General features: G+C 51.6%; 17 protein-coding genes. All 17 read right to left on the minus strand.

Annotated features, from left to right (window positions below; translation table 11 throughout):
• Positions 1–28: 28 nt before the first annotated feature.
• Positions 29–1138 carry an MraY family glycosyltransferase gene (locus tag N0M98_RS07395; RefSeq protein ID WP_249860179.1) on the minus strand — a complete coding sequence of 370 codons (1110 nt, stop codon included), beginning with the start codon at positions 1136–1138 and terminating at the stop codon, positions 29–31.
• Between the two features lie 128 nt (positions 1139–1266).
• The gene (locus N0M98_RS07400) at positions 1267–2010 is read right to left on the minus strand and encodes a WecB/TagA/CpsF family glycosyltransferase (RefSeq protein WP_510823136.1); all 744 of its coding nucleotides are present in this window, start codon (positions 2008–2010) and stop codon (positions 1267–1269) included.
• Positions 2007–3152, minus strand: a complete 1146-nt coding sequence (csaB, locus tag N0M98_RS07405; protein WP_259617436.1) for a polysaccharide pyruvyl transferase CsaB — start codon at positions 3150–3152, stop codon at positions 2007–2009. Before csaB ends, N0M98_RS07400 begins: the two co-directional genes overlap by 4 nt.
• Complete coding sequence (locus N0M98_RS07410) at positions 3125–5182, minus strand: DUF5693 family protein (RefSeq protein WP_249860181.1); 2058 nt, start codon at positions 5180–5182, stop codon at positions 3125–3127. The genes csaB and N0M98_RS07410 overlap by 28 nt, the downstream gene beginning before the upstream one ends.
• A 15-nt stretch (positions 5183–5197) precedes the next feature.
• Positions 5198–6904 (minus strand): phospho-sugar mutase, encoded by a 1707-nt coding sequence (locus tag N0M98_RS07415; protein WP_259617437.1) that lies wholly within the window; start codon positions 6902–6904, stop codon positions 5198–5200.
• 85 nt (positions 6905–6989) lie between these two features.
• Positions 6990–7433, minus strand: a complete 444-nt coding sequence (fabZ, locus tag N0M98_RS07420; RefSeq protein ID WP_249860183.1) for a 3-hydroxyacyl-ACP dehydratase FabZ — start codon at positions 7431–7433, stop codon at positions 6990–6992.
• Positions 7434–7667: 234 nt separating this feature from the next.
• Positions 7668–8225: a CDP-alcohol phosphatidyltransferase family protein gene (locus N0M98_RS07425; RefSeq protein WP_375295455.1), complete on the minus strand. Its 558-nt coding sequence runs from the start codon at positions 8223–8225 to the stop codon at positions 7668–7670.
• A gap of 109 nt (positions 8226–8334) precedes the next feature.
• A complete protein-coding gene (locus N0M98_RS07430) occupies positions 8335–8577 on the minus strand; it encodes a DNA-directed RNA polymerase subunit beta (protein WP_249860184.1) in 243 nt (80 codons plus the stop codon).
• 27 nt (positions 8578–8604) lie between these two features.
• Positions 8605–9474, minus strand: coding sequence for a flagellar hook-basal body protein (locus N0M98_RS07435; RefSeq protein ID WP_259617438.1), 870 nt, complete (start codon positions 9472–9474; stop codon positions 8605–8607).
• A 48-nt stretch (positions 9475–9522) separates the two neighbouring features.
• On the minus strand, positions 9523–10431 hold the full coding sequence (locus tag N0M98_RS07440; RefSeq protein ID WP_249860186.1) for a flagellar hook-basal body protein: 909 nt from the start codon (positions 10429–10431) through the stop codon (positions 9523–9525).
• Between the two features lie 73 nt (positions 10432–10504).
• Positions 10505–11503, minus strand: coding sequence for a rod shape-determining protein (locus N0M98_RS07445; RefSeq protein ID WP_259617439.1), 999 nt, complete (start codon positions 11501–11503; stop codon positions 10505–10507).
• 190 nt (positions 11504–11693) lie between these two features.
• Positions 11694–11981 (minus strand): sporulation transcriptional regulator SpoIIID, encoded by a 288-nt coding sequence (spoIIID, locus tag N0M98_RS07450; RefSeq protein WP_249860187.1) that lies wholly within the window; start codon positions 11979–11981, stop codon positions 11694–11696.
• 188 nt (positions 11982–12169) lie between these two features.
• Positions 12170–12904 (minus strand): M23 family metallopeptidase, encoded by a 735-nt coding sequence (locus N0M98_RS07455; protein ID WP_249860188.1) that lies wholly within the window; start codon positions 12902–12904, stop codon positions 12170–12172.
• Positions 12905–13033: 129 nt separating this feature from the next.
• Entirely contained in the window at positions 13034–14071 is a 1038-nt protein-coding gene (gene spoIID / locus N0M98_RS07460) for a stage II sporulation protein D (protein ID WP_259617440.1), read from the minus strand.
• 167 nt (positions 14072–14238) lie between these two features.
• Positions 14239–15558, minus strand: coding sequence for a UDP-N-acetylglucosamine 1-carboxyvinyltransferase (murA, locus tag N0M98_RS07465; protein WP_249866355.1), 1320 nt, complete (start codon positions 15556–15558; stop codon positions 14239–14241).
• A 340-nt stretch (positions 15559–15898) separates the two neighbouring features.
• Positions 15899–16150: a DUF1146 family protein gene (locus N0M98_RS07470; RefSeq protein WP_249860190.1), complete on the minus strand. Its 252-nt coding sequence runs from the start codon at positions 16148–16150 to the stop codon at positions 15899–15901.
• 21 nt (positions 16151–16171) lie between these two features.
• Positions 16172–18682, minus strand: a complete 2511-nt coding sequence (locus tag N0M98_RS07475; protein WP_259617441.1) for a S8 family serine peptidase — start codon at positions 18680–18682, stop codon at positions 16172–16174.
• Positions 18683–18831: the final 149 nt, after the last annotated feature.

An 18831-nucleotide genomic window follows, 5' to 3' on the forward strand; every position in this document is an offset into this window, starting at 1 on the left:
AGGAACGGGACTTTCGTAATCTTTATAGTTATTTGGTCATGCGCGAACGGGCGCTAACCATCATCTTCACTTTTTGAAAAAATTGCAGCACAGGCTTCTTGGTCTGACTGATAATGCCTATCGCTTCAGCTCCCAATACCATAACGGCAAGCAGTACAACGATCAGCAGCACCATTCCCCATATCGTTTCTTGCTCCGACATATAGGATAAGAGCACCGCGGCGACTCCGAAAATAGAAGCGACTCCGTATATAATCAGCACCGTGATTCGATGGCTGAAGCCTAACTGCAGCAAACAGTGATGCAGGTGGCTTTTGTCCGGCTTCGAAATCGGCAGGTTGTTCACCCATCTGCGCAAAATCGCAAAGAACGTATCGGACAAAGGTACGCCCAAAATCATGATCGGCACCAACAGCGACAATACCGTAGCTTGTTTGAAGCCTAAAATAGACAAGGTTGCCAAGCTAAACCCGAGGAATAACGCGCCAGAATCGCCCATAAAGATTTTGGCCGGGTGAAAATTGTAAAACAGAAAGCCGACGATGCTTCCAAGCAAAATAACGCTAAGCAGAACGACTGTAATATTGCCCATCATCAATGCCAATACGAGAATGGTCGTTGTTGCAATACCCGATACGCCCGCCGATAGTCCGTCCAGTCCGTCGATCAGGTTAATTGCGTTGGTCACGCCGACAATCCAGAAAATCGTAAGCGGAACGGCTAGCCAAGTCAGTGAAACCGTCGTATCCCCGAACGGCACATTCACCAAGTCGATGACGACCCCGGAATACACAACCACGCAAGCCGCAATAATTTGGCCCAGCAATTTGACCTTCGGAGACAAATCGAACCTGTCATCCAGCGCGCCGACGAGCACGATAATGGCTCCGCCTACCAGCAATCCAATCGCCACATCGCCGTTAAGCGAGTCAATGGCCGGCGAAATAACGAAATAAGCTCCAACAAATCCAACAAAAATGGCCAAACCGCCCAGCCTCGGCATGATGCGACTATGTACCTTTCGATGATTAGGAGCGTCAACCGCGCCAACCCAAAAAGCAAATTTTTTCACCAAAGGCGTCATAAGAAGGGCGATCACGCATGCGACAGCAAAACCAATTCCGTATAAAACATTCATTTTTGTCTTCACAGCCCCTTTTATCTATAAAAACCCCAAACACTACAGATTATACTCCGTTTGAGACCCCAGCACCACATCAATTTTACGGAAAATAGGCGGTTTTTCGGGTGTTTTCATAGTGATTTTCAAGGTTTCTGTACATTTTCTTTTTCGCGGATCACTTTCGCTGCGAATTTCGGCAGGACCAGCATTCGTTTATACCGCCAAGGCTCCTGCAGCAACCGATAAAACCACTCCAAGCGAAGCTTCTGGAACAACGCCGGCGCCCGCTTCAGCTTGCCTGACAATACGTCAAAGCTGCCACCCACTCCCATAATGACCGGAACCTGAAGCTGTTCCTTATATTGGGCAATCCAAGGCTCCTGGGTATCCGCCGATCTTCCTACCAATAGGATGTCCGGATGATGCGACCGAATATTCTCGATGACTTGCATATCTTCATCGGTTTTAAAGTATCCGTCCCGATAACCGACGAGCTGCAACGCAGGATATTGCTCTTTCAACCGAAGGGCCGCCGCCTCGATAATTTCGGGCGATGCCCCTAATAAAAATACTTTCCAGCCTTTGCTCTCGCCATGGCTCATCATCTGGTGTAACAGATCAAAGCCCGCTACGCGCTCGGTAACCGGATTCCCGATATAGTTGGCCGCCCATACGATGCCGGCGCCGTCAGGCACAATCAAGTCCACGCTCTTCATCATGTTCAAATAAGCCGGGTTTTCCAATGCCGACATTACCATAATCGGGTTAGCCGTTATAATCTGATGCGGCTTGCCGGATTCAATCATTCGGGTAATCAGGGCTACCGTGTCCTTCATACTTAGTTTGGAGAACGGTACGCCGAATATCGAAACTTTCGGTATAGTCACTTGGAACCCCTTCCTTTGATGAAAAATGATGCGATTTGATGTGCGGGTCTCTGTGCCTCGTCCTTCAAACGGTGAATCAGTTCGCGCTTTTCTTCCTGCCATGCGGAGCGCCGCTCAAGCAGCCGCAGCATCTCCTCGGCTACTTTCGCCGAATCGACGGTTTGCGTGCTCGCAATGGCTGAAGTTTGCAGCCGGTTGAGAAACTGATCGATTTTCGGATCGTAAGATATCCCGAGCAGCGGCACCTCCTGCGATGCCGCATAGATCAGCGAATGCAGCCGCATGCCGAGAAGCAGCCGGCAGCGGCCGACTTCGGCGAGCATATGCTGCGGATGGGTTATATGATCGGCCACCGTCATCCTTGAATCGAAGCCTCCGCCGACCCATCCCATTATCTCGGCGGATGCGGCGGCATCAGACGGCAAATGGAACGGCAGGAACCGTATGACGGCCTCGCTTCGCTCCAAAACGGTACGCAAAGCTTCCGCCAGCCCCTTCAGCTCCGAACGATCTTGATTCCAGTAGCGCACCGAAACGCCGACGACCGGCTTATCCGAAGCCGATCCGCCGCGATCCGCCTCCGAGGCCCCTTGTGAAGCGTAAGAACCCAGCGGCATCCCCATAACGGGGTCCGGCACTACGGCAATCTCTCTGGCGACCTTCATCTTCAGCAGCAGTTCTTTCGATTCCTTATCGCGCACCGAGATGTACTTGCTTTTATTAAATACCGAACGAATCCATCCGAAGAACATCCCCCGGTGGACCGGACCGATTCCTTGGGAATAAATGAAGGTCGGTTTACCGAATAGCTGAGCCATCTTGAGTATCGCCAAGTAATAAGGAATCGTCTTCGCGCTGGTCGCATCCTGCAGCAGGCTGCCGCCTCCGCTAATCAGGCCGTCAGCGCCGCGGATCGTGCGAATGACTTCGCCGATCCTCATTCGATGCGCCGCTTCGACTCCGTAAGTCGCCTTCGTTTTCTCCGGGCTCGCCGAAAGCACTATCGGCACGAAACGAATGCCGCTCTCGCGCCCTTGCTCCTCCAGAGCAAGCAGGATGGATTGCAGTACCGCTTCGTCGCCGCTGTTGTCAAAACCGTAGTACCCCGATAAAACTATTCTTTTAGTAACGACGGTGTCCAACGACGCCAACTCCTTACGACAATCTCCCAAACGATAATGTATCCGATGCCGATAACAATCCCGAACGACAGGCCGTACACGATCCGAATCGACGAGATCATGAGCGGCGTATGCAAATGGGCGAATGTATCGACAATCGACGCCTGCCCGACTACGCCAACCAAAATCAACAGCAGCGCATTGCGGTATTTAAAGCTGAGGTAAGCTCCGAGCAGGAACAAAGGATGGGCTATCAAAAACTCCTTAGTTCTCGGACGGATGCCGAGCGTATTCTCCAAAAACGACCGGAACAGCCGTTCGAATGCGGAAGCTTGCCCTTCATTACCCGTTCTCGACAAGTAATACATGCCCGCAGCAACGATCACCGCGGCGCCGATAACCCATAGAACGCTAATATAAGAGGACAGCAGCTTCTTGCCTTTGACGATTTTATCGCGATGAGACAAGTTCTCGTTGAACAGCAGCCAGTACAGCGCCGCCAGAACGATAGGAAGCAGATGTAAAATGCTGACTCCCCGGAATTGGTCAATCACCAGCGGATAAATAATCTGATTGAGCAGCCCGACAATGAAGCATACGCCGATAACCGATATCGCCGCCGTCCGCACCAGCAGCCATATGGCAAAGCCGAGCCGCGATCCAGTGCGGGATTGAAGCTTGTCTCTGGCCGTACGAATAGCGAATATCGTAGCCAAAGTCGGAGCGCAAGTACCCGCCCCCAGAGCTAAAGCTTGTGCGAACAAGTTCGGCGACAGCACGTATAGTCCGGCTGCCCCTATCAGGCCGATGACAAACACGAACAGGGCGAGCTCCGGGATAAAATAAGCTATCGTCAAAGCGATTAAAGCTACTGCCCCGACGAAGAGCACCACTTTAGCCGCCTTCTGCCAGCCGGAATGGAACGGGAAGAACCGTTCGGCGATTCCCATCGAATAGCCGGCGTTTTTAATTCGCGGAATCGCCCCGTCAGGGCCGTTCAAGCTCTCGCGAATCGAATCGAGCGGATTTAAAATCTTGCCTTTATCTAAGTTTTTGACGGCTCTGGCATTTAAGAACACCATGCGGATATTGCGGTCTTTGACCGCGAGCACGAACCGGTCGGCTACACCTTGAATCCGTTCGTCCAGCTCTTGATCGGTTAAATTCTCGGTTAGCTTCTCTCCGTCCTTCTCCGTAAAGGAGTGAAGCCGGACGACGTTATAATCGAGCAGCTTGGCCAATCGATTGAAGCCTTTTTGCTGCGTCTTTTGCAGCTCGATATTGGCCAGCCCCATATGATGCTTCTTCATGAGCTCAGCCATGACTTCGAGGTTTTCCGGTTTCGACTCGCTTACATAGCCCGGCACGGTCTCTCCGTCCACAATAAACCGCTTGACTCCAAGCTGCTGCAGCTGTCCAAGCAGCGCGTCCATCTGCGCTTCGTCAAACGGTCTGCGGTTCGACATCCGCATGACGATTTGAAAGCCCTGTTCCTTGAGCATTTGCAGCGTAATCGGATCGGGGTCCATAGGCTTCATATTCGCCTCGTCCAGTCCCATCTCAATGATCATCCCGTTTTGATTTTTAAAGCTCCACGGTCTCGTCTTTACATTGAGGCTCGCGAACGTCTGGGTAATCAGCGGCTGAAGCTTGTCCTGGGCCACCTTATCCGTAAACAAAATATACGTAAAGTTTTCGTTCGGCGAGATCGGACTTTGCGTTAGCGCCGTGGCCTCGTGAGAGGAAAACACCTCAATACGGCGGCTTAGCCTGAGCTCGCTCAGCGTCGCTTCGTAGACGGCCATCGATTGGACGCCCGCTCTCTTCATTTCTTTCAACTGCGTCGCCACGAACTGCTGCGGATCGGTCTGCAAATCGGAAATCTCCAGCAAATCGCGGTAGTCGAACACAAATTCGACTTTTCGCGCTGTCTTTTGTTCCGTCTCGTTTCTCTCATATGCTATAGGGAGGGAAGCCAGCAATCCGAGGATCACCAGCCACCACAGCCATTTGATGCAACGTTGGTTCCAGTGCAAGTAACGCCCAGTCAACACGTTCACTCCTACCTATTTTTGGTCAACCCGGCTCATGACGGCATTAACCAGTCCATGAATCGCGTCGGAGGCTGCTTGCGCTGAAGTACCGCGGACAGCAAAATATACTTTAATCTTCGGCTCCGTACCGGATGGCCGCAGGCAAAACCACGAGTTATCCGACAAGGTGTATTTCAATACGTTTTCAACGGGCAGTCCGTACAGCCCTTGAGAGAAATCCTCTATCTTGACGACTTGCTGCCCGTTCACTTCAGCAGGCGGATTCTCGCGCCAGTCGCGCATAATCGATTGAATCTGTTCCACGCCGTCTTTTCCCTTCATCGTCCGCGATTCCAGCGATTCCAAGAAATAACCGTGGCGCTCATAAAGCTCTTGCAATACTTCGTACAGCGTCTTGCCCTGATGTTTGTAATAAGCGGCTGCTTCGCTGATCAGCATAGCGGCAATGACCGCGTCCTTGTCTCTGGCGTAATTACCGGCCAAATAACCGTAGCTTTCCTCATAGCCGAACAAGAAAGTCGCTTCCTTCGATGTCTCGAATTGAGTCATTTTCTCGCCGATGTATTTGAAGCCCGTCAGCGTATTCAGCGTTTCCGCGCCATAATGCTTGGCTATGGCCGCTCCCATCTCGCTCGTCACGATCGTCTTGATGACGACGCCGTTCTGAGGAAGCTGTCCCCTCTCTTTCAAAGCGCCGAGCAAATAATCGACCATAATGGCGCCGGACTGGTTGCCGGTCAGCACGAAATATTCGCCGCTTGCATCCTTCACTACCGCTCCCATTCTATCGCAGTCCGGGTCCGTGCCGATAATAATGTCGGCGTTCGAAGCCTTGGCCTGACGGATAGCCAGCGTGAAGGCTTCCTTCTCCTCCGGATTCGGCGATTTGACCGTCGAGAACTTGGCGTCCGGCAGCTCCTGATCGGCCACTACGTCCACTTGGCTGAAGCCGACTGCCTGCAGCACGGCTCGCACCGACAAGTTGCCGGCGCCATGCAGAGGCGTGTAAACGATACGGAAATCATCGCTCATTTCCCTGATGACGTCTTTATTCAAACTGACGGAAGTTACCGCCTGTATGTAACGCTCGTCGATCTCCTTGCCGATCCACTCCAGCAAGCCCGCTCCTTCGGCTTGAGCGCGAGTCGCCCGGTTGACATCGGCGAATGATTGCACCTGCTGAATCTCGCTGATCACCTGCTCGGCCTGTTCCGGCACCAGCTGTCCGCCGTCGGCTCCGTACACCTTGTACCCGTTATACTCCGGCGGATTATGGCTTGCCGTCACGACGATGCCCGCGGAAGCTTTAAGTTCTCTTACAGCGAAGGAAAGCTCCGGCGTCGGGCGCAGCGACTCGAATACATAAGCCTTGATGCCGTTGCCGGCCAGCACTTTGGCTGCTTCCAGCGAAAACTCGGGAGATTGGTTGCGGGAGTCGTAAGCAATGACAACGGAAGGATTCGCATGTCCCGATTTATTGACGAATTGGGCCAAGCCTTGCGTAGCCCTCGCTACCGTGTATAGATTTAAGCGGTTCGTGCCGGCGCCGATGACGCCGCGAAGTCCTCCAGTGCCAAACTCAAGATCCCGGTAAAAACGGTCTTCGATCTCTTTGGGCTGATCCGCAATGGATTTCAGTTCATTTTTCGTGTTTTCATCGATGGCAGGATCGTTCAACCACAGTTTATATTGTTCTTCCACTCGGTTTTGCGTACTCATAATCCATCTCCTTCGGTAAATGTATCGTTTTACGATTTATATGAACACTGGCCCGTAACTGGCATCCTTGCAGTCAAGGAGGTGTTTAATTTTTATCTTTGGCCGGGTCGGATAGAGCGAACATCAAGGTGCCTTCCGCTACCACTTTGTCTCCGACTTTCGCCGTAGCCCGTCCTTTGCCGATCGACCCTTTAAGTCGGGTGATCTCCACTTCCAAGGTAAGCGTATCCCCCGGAACGACCTGCCCGCGGAACCGAAACTCGTCAATGCCGGCGAAGAAGCCCAGCTTGCCGCGGTTCGCTTCGACCTGAAGCATAGCTACAGTACCCACTTGAGCCAAAGCTTCCACAATCAGCACGCCCGGCATAACCGGATAGGATGGAAAGTGACCTGCAAAAAACGGTTCGTTAATGGTCACATTTTTAAGACCGACCGCTCTGACCCCGGCCTCCACCTCCAAAATTCGGTCTACAAGTAAAAACGGGTAACGATGCGGAATAATTTCTTGAATTTGCATGGCATCCAGCACTGTCAAGTTGCTCCTTTCTCGGTTTAGTATAAAAACGGTGAATTCAACTTACACTATAGTTGTCCCTTCATGAGCTGCAGTAATGAAGGTTGATATAAGGGAGCTTATGTATAGATTTGCCGATGATGGCCGGCCTAGACATAAGCTCTTTTTACGCTTTTCTCATTAAAATAGACAGCCTTGTTACAAAATAACACGCCTTGAGAAGACATACAAGTTCTCTTGTACGCAGCGTTATAATTCCTTGTTAAAACTTTTGTCGGACTTTGTCCGAAGACTGCTTTTTTCCCGGTTTATACTATTAAACTGATATATGTATATAAAGGAAGTAATGAACGAAACGATGATCACAAACCATAAATAAGCATGCGCATAAGGAAGTTGGAATATAATAAGCAAAATCGCTATGTAGTACAACACGGTCGTCAGCTTGCCCATTGCGTTGGCCGGAACGGTTCGCTTGCCCCGAAAATGGAATATCGCCGAACCCACAATCATCCCCGCATCCCTTAAAAACATCGCCACCGCCGCTTCCCACGAAATCATACCGGAAAATACCAAAGAGAGAATGACCGTAATCATCATCGACTTGTCCGCGAGCGGGTCAAGCATGCTGCCAAGCTGGGTAACAAGCTTTCTCTTGCGCGCAATATAGCCATCGAGCACATCTGTCAGCCCCGCAGCCAGCAAGACCAAAAAAGAAGTCTTCATGTATCCGGATTCGAATACGGTTATATACACGGGAATTAGTAAAAATCGGCATACGGTCAGCAGATTAGGTAAATTCAGCACGTAGTCACAAGCCTCTCCCTCCGTGTAATATACGCATCGTTCCATCCTTCATTATACCGTTGTTAAGGCAAAAATAAAACTCCCGTACAAGGGAGTCAGCATAATCCGTTTAAGTTTGAGAAAATACCAAATCATAAATATGACGCCATGTTTCCACTTCGTATACTTCATCCAAAGGACGCTTGCCGAGATACACATATCCGATGACCATCCCGATGGATACGGCCAGCAGACATGAAACAGGAATAGCCAGCCATTTGCATAAGGACAAAACGACTCTTTTCCATTTCTTGACCGGACGCTTCTTCTTCTTTTTTGCCTTCGGTTCTTTCTTGCCTTCTGCTTCTGCCATGCTCACCAACCTCACTTCAAAAGATGCTTAGCCGTTGCGCAAATTGTTCGCAATGCCCATCATCGTATCCGAGGAGGAGACAGCCCGTGAATTTAACTGAAATGCTTTTTGTACCTGCAGCAAATCGGTCATTTCATCAGCCAGCGTAACGTTCGACTGCTCCAGAAAACCTTGGCGAACAGAGATCGGATCGACAGCATTATTTCCAGTATCTACGGTTTGCAAAATATCTTCACGGTTAGCCGCATTGGCCGGCACACTGTACATATTGTCTCCTAGCTGCTGAAGCAGCTGAGGCCGCAGCACACGAACCATCTTGATCTGACCGACTTCTATGGGAGCCGCGGATTTATCAGCTTCGTCGGAGGCAAAAATCGTTCCGTCGGATTCGATGTTCACACTGGAATTAGCTGGAAGTCGAATCGGGCTGTCATCGGTTCCCATAACATATTGACCGTCTTTGGTCATCAAGAATAAATCCGGATCGGCAGGGTCCGTCGATTGGCTCAACTGAAAGGAACCGTTGCGCGTCCAGGCCGTTTGAGTAGTCAGACTGTTATTGGCGTCACGAACTACATTATTAATCTCGAAGAGGCCATCTCCTTCGATTGCGAGATCCAGACTCTCCCCGGTAGGTTTCAAAGAGCCTTGGGCCATATTCAGCTGGGCTTGTACCAGTCTGGCGCCCCAGCCTTGGTTGTAACCGAGCGGCGATAACCGTCCCTGCTTTTCAAACCCGCCGGGCTGCTGTTTTACGCTGGTCAGCACATCCTGAAACGAGGCGTCCTGACGCTTGTAGCCTACCGTATTCAGGTTGGCGAGATTGTTCGCAACCATATCCAGCTTTTGCTGCAAAGAGCGCATCGTTACGGATGAGTTAATCATCGAATTGTTCATGCGGTTCCTCCTGAGAGTTTTGCTTTAGCAAAACTGACTTCGTAAGCGCTAGACTCGTCCAACCTCGTTGGCGGCTTTATCCATACTCTTATCGTAAAACTGAATCACCTTCTGATTCGCCTCATAGGCTCTCAGAGCCGACATCATATCGACCATCGATTGGGTCGGATCGACATTGGACCGTTCTACGAAGCCTTGACGCACTTCCACTCTATCGTTAGGGTCGGCCGGATCAATCACCCGGGCCAGACCTGCCGTTCCTTCATTTAAATGATACAACCCGTTGCCTTCGCGAACCAGCTGGTTCGGATCTTCGATCCGGCTGATCATAAGGCTTACCGGCTGGTTGTTGGCGTCCAGCAGTTCTTCTCCGTTAGCATTCGTAAATTGGCCGGAAGCCGTAATGCGGAAATCCGTCAGCGGCGTCTGAAAAACCGGGTCTACCAGGACGATCGGCTGCCCGTCGCGCCCGACCACATAGTCCCCATCCGTTGAGATAAGACGTCCGTTCACATCGACGGAGAACTTGCCGTCCAGCGTGTAACGCTGCTCGCCCGCCGCATTTTGCACTGTGAAAAAGGCTTGGGGCTGCACAATCCGCTGCCCGTTCTCGTCCACGTATTTGCCGGATGCGTCGAACTGCGCGCCCGGCACCTGAATATCGGACACCAAAGCGAAGTCAAACGGATTTTTCGTTTCTTGAATATCTCCCTGCTTATGTACGGAAACGTTCTCTTCGGCCATTACTCCGGTATTCAGACGGCCGACCGGCACCGCAGCCGGCTCGTCCTTGCCGTTGCCGATACGCGAAATCAGCATTTCGGGGAATGACCGGTTAATGGCATTCCCCTGTTTGAAGCCGGGCGTATTCACATTGGCAATATTATTCGTCACGATGTCGTGTCTGCGCTGTTGTGCGATCATTCCTGAAGCTGCGGTATATAGACCTCTTAGCATGGAACAAAGTACCTCCCAGACGTATGTTCTGACTTGGAACGATTGCTGATTCGTCCACCCTTTTCAGCCGCCGCTAAAACTTGCGCTTCGATACCTTATCCAGGTTGTCCAACATAATACCGGTCCCTTTGACCACGCAGTGCATCGGATCTTCGGCGATAAGAACCGGAACCTTGAGCTCGTCCGCCAGCAATTGATCGATCCCGTGCAGCATTGCCCCCCCGCCGGTCAAGATGACGCCGCGGTCGATAATATCCGCCGACAGCTCCGGCGGCGTGCGTTCCAGCACCGACTTGGCCGCAGCCACGATCGACGATACCGGGTCCCACAAAGCTTCCTGAATCTCGTTCGAGTTGATGGTAATCGTAAGCGGCAGCCCGCTCACCATATCTCTGCCGCGGATATCCATCGTTTCCTTGCGTCCGTCCGGATAGACCGTGCCGATCTTGACCTTAATGTCTTCCGAAGTGCGTTCACCAATCAACAGCTTGTACTTGCTCTTGATGTATTTCATAATGGCCGAATCGAACTTGTCCCCCGCGATTTTAATGGAAGAGGAGGTGACGATGTCGCCCATCGACAATACAGCGACATCTGTCGTCCCTCCGCCGATATCTACGACCATATTCCCGCTAGGCTGGTAAATGTCCATGCCCGCTCCGATCGCTGCAGCTTTAGGCTCCTCTTCCAGAAATACCTCCCGCGCGCCGCTGCGTTCCGCCGCTTCGCGAATGGCTTTTTGCTCCACGGACGTTATATTGGTGGGGGCGCAAATGAGAATTCTCGGATGGCTATACCACTGCTTTCCTCCCACTTTATTGATGAAATGCTTAAGCATCAATTCCGTAATTTCAAAGTCGGCAATAACGCCGTCTTTAAGCGGGCGGATAGCCACAATATTGCCGGGAGTACGGCCTACCATACGGAACGCTTCCTCACCGACAGCCAGCACCCGCTTCGTATCGCTTTCAATGGCGACGACGGACGGCTCATCCAGCACAACGCCGCGCCCCTTCACATGAATAAGGACGTTCGCTGTCCCCAGATCTATGCCAATATCCTTGCTTAACATTGAAATGTTCCTCCCTAAACAAAACCGTCCATTCCTTAAAAAGAAGCGGCACCTCTATTATAATCATTACTTTAATACATTCGCTATTTATTTTCAAAATCCTCTTTTTTATTCGGTTTTTTCGACAAGAGTCGCTTCGATTTGTCGGTTCGGATCGGTTACAGGGAGCGGTTTCGGATTCCATTCCATTTTACTTCGCGGTGACCAGTTTATCCTGCGATTTCGGGTTTCGCGTCTTCCGATATTTAATCTTCGTGGCTTCCCCCCCGCGCAGGTGACGAATCGACTTGTGGTACTCCAGAATGTGCTTTACTTGATTGGCCAGATCCGGGTTAATTTCGGGCAGTCTCTCGGTCAAATCCTTGTGCACCGTACTCTTGGAAACGCCGAATTCTTTTGCGATCGTGCGAACCGTGTGCTTCGTCTCCACAAGGCAACGTCCGATTTTGATGGTTCGCTCTTTAATGTAATCGTGCACTCCCCTCGCCTCCCTACTCGAGTTAGTTTGGTACATTATATGAGGGGCGTTTACTTATATTCTTTGTTTCCAAGCGTGACAAGCCCATTAAGCCACAATTATTTTCAAGGACAAGCGCTTGGGGCCGGGCAAACCGCCAAAAAAAGGGGGCGTCTGTGCGCCCCCGTAAGCTATATGCCGATTTTCGATTACTGAGCGGTGAAGAACTGCTCCGGATTGACGGCTTGCCCGTTCTCCCCTTGACGAACCTCGAAGTGAAGGTGGTTGCCCTGCTCCTTCTCCAATTCGTTGCGTCCCGCTTTGGCGATGATATCGCCTTTTTTGACCTCGGCGTCTTTAGCCACCTTGATGTCGGTCAAGCTTTGGTATACCGTCACCAATCCGTTAGGATGCGTAATTTCAACCAAATTGCCGACGACGGGGTTTTTCTCGACAGCCGTCACTTTTCCGCTCATAGCGGCCATAACGTCGAACGCTTGATTGTCAGGCCGGGAGAAATCCATCCCCATATGCGGAGTGAAGGTGTCGCCATACTCGACCATTGCCGTCTGTCTTACTTCGTTAGAAGCTTTGCTGTCGAAGAACGGGAGAACGACTTCCAATTCGCTGCGGTCTTTAAACGGCCATTGCATCGTTTCGGTGCTGCCATTGACAGCCATGGCATCGGGCTTCATAACATTGTCGGTTACCGTTGCAGACGGGGTGCTGTCAATCCCGAGCTCATTGCCCGTGGACGACTTTCCGGCATCCTGGTAGACCCACATTAACGTTAAGATAATTGCCGCCGCTGCCATGTACGTTGCGGGAAATACCCACTTTTTCGCCAGTAGTCTTCTCCAGGAAAAAGATGGACTTGTTTGCGCTCCCTCGTTAGTTTTAGGAGCTTCTTCATTGTTTTGCAAATCTCTCTTTTGATCATTCATAGATTTATCACCTCGCTACTCATTGTTGCCACGGCTGCGAGTTTTATACGCGAGGCGATCTATTTTTTTTGCATATATTTCAAATAAATAATAGTTTGCGTTTCACGGGGCAACGCCGGGGAATCGGCGCTACCTCCGGTTCAATAGAACCGACGCTCTATCAATCTCGATTCCGGTATAAAAGTACTTGACGATTTCGTCCGCCTTGCGTCCCTCCATCGCCATCCCGTTAGCTCCCCATTGACTCATGCCTACTCCATGCCCGTATCCGAAAGTCGTAATTTGCAGATCGTTTCCTTTCCATGTCCACTGGAATTGCGAGGATGCCAATCCTAGCTTTTCGCGAACCTCTCGTCCGCTGAAGGTTTTGCTCCCGATCGTTATCTTTTTGATGCGATGCCCTTGGGAAGTTTCCAGCACCTTCAGTCCTCCGCTGCCGCCGCCGGCCGAGACCGGTACGACGCCGCGGACGCCCAGCTTGCTCTGCAGCTCCTTGTACGAGATCGTCACCGTATCCTTATAGCGCGGCGATAGCTTCACATCCCACGGGCTCGGAACACTGCGCAAGTATGGAATATAGTCGTTCCAGTAATCTTCCGAATTTTCCGTGTACCCGTTGCTGGTAGAGAAGAACGTCGCTTCGATCGGCTTGTGCTGATACGTCAGTATCAAATCCCTAGTTTCGCTGATCGCGCGGTTCAGCTTGTCCGAATTGGTCTGATAGGCCGGTCCCCAGCGCTCCTTCAGCTCTTCATCCGTCACATAAGCTTGATGGGCGATCGTATCGGTCACCCAAGCGCCCGACACCGGCATATTGCTGAAATCCTGCTCTATTACCCTGTGGACAATATAGGTCCGGGCGGCCATAGCCTGCGCTTTCATCGCCTCAATCTCGAATTCGATCGGCATCTCCGCCGCAAGAACTCCACGGATATAAGCTTCCAATTGAATCGATTCTACTTTCTTCTGTTTCGTCAGATATACGGGAACGACGAGCGAGGATGCATCCTGAGTTTGGAGCTGACTCCATGCCGATGCGGACGGTTGGCCTACCGGATCTTGGGAAGGGGCGGTCGTTTTTACGAGAATTGCCGGCACGATGACGATCACAGCAATAAAGCTGGACAAAAAAGCGGCTGCCGGGCGTATCCATTTCTTCTTGTTCATTAAGCTTCTTCCTCCGTATTCTGTCCGCTCTTAGAATGTCTCCTGGCAGCAACTGCAGGTAACATCATCTTATGAGCGAAAAAAATAGAATAGAACACGGAAAGAGAAAAGAGGAGACCCTCTCCTGGTTTGAGAGAATCTCCTCGCTTAAGCTGATTGTATAGGGGTTATGCCAAACTCGGACTGACCGCAAAAATCGAAATCGGCTGTTCTTCCGGCTCTTCCGCCTCGGCGGTAACCATCTGAACATCAGCTCCCACCATTCGCAGCTTAGCCGCAATGTCGACATAGCCGCGCTCGATATGATGGATTCCGGTAATCTCGGTCTCTCCTTCGGCGGCCAACGCCGCAAGAACCAGCGCCGCTCCCGCTCTAAGGTCGGTTGCGCACACTTTGGCTCCGCGCAGCTTGGTTCCTCCGCTAATGACCGCAGCGCGCCCGTCCACTTTGATCTGAGCATTCATATTGACAAATTGCTCCACATGCATAAAACGGTTTTCGAAGACGGTTTCCGTCACGATGCTGGTTCCATCCGCCGTCAGCAGCAGCGCCATCATTTGCGACTGCATATCCGTCGGGAAGCCCGGATACGGCAGCGTCTTCACGTCAACGCTCCGCAAGGGGCGGTCCGTATATACGCGCAGCCCGTTCTCATCCTCGGTAATATGCACGCCCATCTCCTGCATTTTGGATATAACAGGACGCAGATGGTCGCCAATCGCCCCTTCGATGTACAAATCGCTGCCGGTAATCGCCGCCGCAATCATATATGTACCTGCTTCAATCCGGTCCGGTATGACCGTATGTACAGCGCCGCGCAATCGTTCTACGCCGTCGATCCGGATCAGCCCGGTTCCGGCTCCGCGAATCTTGGCGCCCATGGCATTGAGATAGTTCGCCAGATCGACGATCTCCGGCTCCTTGGCCGCATTCTCAATCGTCGTCGTGCCCTCCGCCAGCGTGGCCGCCATCATAATATTCTCGGTGGCGCCTACGCTCGCAACGTCCAAATACACTTTGGCGCCCTTCAGCCGGCCGGACACTCTAGCTTCGATGAAGCCCTGTCCAAGCTCAATTTCCGCTCCCATCGCCTCAAAGCCTTTGAGATGCTGATCAATCGGCCGGGTGCCGATCGCGCATCCGCCCGGCAATGAAATTCTCGCCTGACCCATCCGGGCCAATAAAGGTCCCATAACGAGAAAAGATGCCCGCATTTTCCGGACCAATTCATAGGCCGCCTCGCAGGTTGTAATATTTCGCGCATTGACACGTATGGTTTCATCTTTATATTCGATTTTTACACCGAGACTTTCCAGTACCTTATTTATAACGATAACGTCGTCCAAGGGAGGCGCGTCGTGAATGACGCTTTCTCCTTCTGTACCTAAAATAGAGGCTGCGATAATCGGCAATACGGCATTTTTCGCGCCGTGAATCCTTACTCTGCCCGATAATCTTTGGCCACCGCGGACGATAATTTTGCTCATCATGGTCCCCCTCCGCGCTGTTTTCACTGCATACTGTACTAGTTTAGCATTGAACCTTCAGCATGTAAATTTTCATTTTTTGAAAAACCGGTCATGATACTGTTCGGAGCTAATCAGGGATTTGCAACGGTTGTACTATCCATTGTTGACAAAATTCACCTCAGTTATTCGCGAATCGGCCGGAATAAAGCTATGTAGTGTCCTTTTGGAGCAGGAGGAAGCCTCTTAAGCACGGTTAACATCGCCGCCCCACTCCTGCAAGCCGTACCATTAGCAAGCGAACGCAGCGCGGCTGAGCAATTTTCGCTCGAATCCGCGCGCCCGCCCGCAATATGCATGGTTAAAACATTCCCGACAACCAGGTCGACCAAAGAAAATAGTCGATGAAAAAACGCGCCACTTGATAACCAAGCGCAATGGCCAGCAATATTTGCAGCACTTTGCTTTGCGTGCTTTTCGGTTTCTTCAATATTTTATCTAAATGAAGCTCCTGCAGCGCCCACCAAGCAAAGACGATGCAGATGAGAACGATGAAAATGTTCAACAATCCGTTCATCCCCATCGAGCTGTTCATTTTTTCAACATAATCCACAAGCAAATCCTCGCTTTCACATTAAGGCATAATTTGGGCCAGCATGGAGACGAACTCGGCTCGGGACGCTTGCTGATCGGGCTTGAAGCTTCCGTCGGCATAGCCGGTAATCCAGCCTTCGGCTTTCATCTGCTTCAAGATGCCGACGCCCCAATAATCGTCATCCACATCGGTAAAAGGAACCGCTCCTCGCACTTTGCCCGATTTATTCATGCTTCGCGCAATCATGGAGGTCATCTCCATCCGGCTAACCGGCTGATCGGGAGCAAACGTTTGGTCAGGATATCCGTCAACGATGCCGCTCTGCGCGGCTCGCGCAATATCCACATAAGCCCAATGACTAGGCGATACATCCTTATACTGAATGTTTTTTTGCTTACTGAGCTTAAACGCCCGGCTTAAAATGGCCGTCGCCTCCGCGCGGGTAATCGGAAGATCCGGGCGGAACGTGTAGTCGTCATAGCCGTTAATGATCTGCTTGCCGCTCAACTCAAGGATGTTATCCTGCGCCCAGTGGCTCTGAATGTCGCTGTACCCGCCCAGCAGCGGTTCGGCATGGACGATCAGCTGATACAGATCGCGATCGAACGGCTCGCTCGCCGTCAGCTTCAAATAATACGTGCCTGAAGGCAGCCGCTGATGCAGCTGAATCGCGGTTTTACCGTCCCCGCTGCTGACAGGCTTCATGCTTCCGTCGTATAAGTTTGCAAACATAGTCACGCCGGACGGAATGTCCGTTATATCGGTTTGAACGTAGCTGTCGCCGGAAATCTGGAACTGGAACCAGTCGATATCGTCCGCCTTATCCATCAAGCCGGAATATTCCGTATCCAGCGATATCGTCGTCGATTGATACGATTTATTATTAGGCTCGTTAGGATCAATCTGCTTGGCGTCGTATTCAATATCCAGCGTGTACTCCCCCGTTACGGGAAACGCATATTCCTTCACGTTGCTCACGCGGATATAATAGCTGCCGGGAAACACCTCGGGCAGTACCAGCATCTCCGTAACCCCGTCTCCGCCGTCATCGACCGTAACTCCCTTTTCTCCCTGCTTTTGCACGTATAATACGGGGTCGATCCTGGCCGTATCCGTGCTGAGACGGATCGTCAGCATACCGGATTGTTCCACGGGGAACTCAAACCAATCCTGGTCGTTCATCTGATGGAATGTGCCCTTGATCGTCTGACTTCGCGAAGGAATGACGTAAGCTTTGTACTGTTTATCGTTATCCTCAAACTGATCGGCGTAGATGTCGAAGGACGTCGTCAGCTTGTAAGGCACTTCTTCCTTCTTGCCACGGTCGCTCAAATGAAGCTGCAAATAACTGCGCCCTTTGCTTACTTTGAGCGCTACAGGCTTCCCGGGAGCGGCGGTTACTCCGGTAAACGTTCCTTTGGCATCCGTATGCTGAACGTCCACCGATTGTCCCGCTTCCAGATCGAAATTCAGATTGACCGTACCGTCATAAGGAGCGTCAAAATAAAACCAGTCCTGATCCGATCCGCCCGTAAACGAGGCTGCGATCATTTGGCTGACGGACAGCGCCTTCGCTTGATCTTTCCGGTTGTTCGGCTCATACATGTCGAGCAGCGGCGTCTCGGTCAAAGCACGGTCCGCCCTAAGCAGTCCGTAGCCGGTGACCGCGTCCCATCCGGGTACCATCAGGTCGTCCGCAGTTTGACGCAGCAGCTGGCGTATTTGGTAAGGCTTCATGTCGGGATATTTGTTCCAGACCAGCGCGGCGACCGCCGCCACTTGGGGAGCCGCCATCGAGGTGCCGTCCTTGTATTCGTACGTGCCGCCGAGCGCCGTAGTGAACACATCCCAGGGGGCGACCAGGTCGATCTCCGGACCCGAATTGGACCGGGTATCCGCAATATGATCCGGCGTCATCCCCCCTACGGCGAGCACCGTAGAATAAGCGGCGGGATATCGTACCCGATTGCCTTCATTTCCCGTAGCGGCCACCAGCAGTACGCCCTTCTCCTCGGCATACTTGACGATATCGCTCATATATGTCGAATATTTATTTAATCCCAAGGACAATACGACAATTTTCGCGCCATGATCGATAGCATAACGAATGCCTTCGCCGAGCTTAGCCTCTCCGCCGGAACCGTCGGCCTCCAGCGCCTTGATTGGCATAATCTTGGCATTCCACAAAATGCCGGAGACGCCTTGATCGTTATTCGTTACAGCGGCGACGACGCCGGCCACGTTGGTGCCGTGCCCGTTATCGTCCTGAGGGGGCAGCTTCGGATTCATCAGATTGACTCCCGGAACCAGATTCCCCTTCAGATCGGGATGATTCAAATCGACGCCCGTATCGACGATCGCTATTGTAATATTCGGGTTTCCTCGAGTCACATCCCAGGCATCCGCAATGTGAATTTCATTTAAGTATTTTTGCTTTTCTCCCAGCGGATCGTTAGCCGTCGCCCCCATCGCCTGTCCGGCAAAGGCAAACAGCATTACAATACCAATGACCCAATGAACGAATCGGCGAGTAACGGTTTTATGTAACATGTCCATGGTTCCTTCTTTACTTAATTGGAGTAGCTTTACTAATTCGATAAGGGGGGTGGGTTTCCTGCCGTATTTTCTGAAAACAAACTAGCAAATGATGGAGTTTTATTGAATGTCGTTTAAGGTTTTTTTAAGCTGCTCTTAAGCCT

The sequence above is a fragment of the Paenibacillus doosanensis genome, assembly GCF_025060755.1.
GTDB lineage: Bacteria > Bacillota > Bacilli > Paenibacillales > NBRC-103111 > Paenibacillus_S > Paenibacillus_S doosanensis.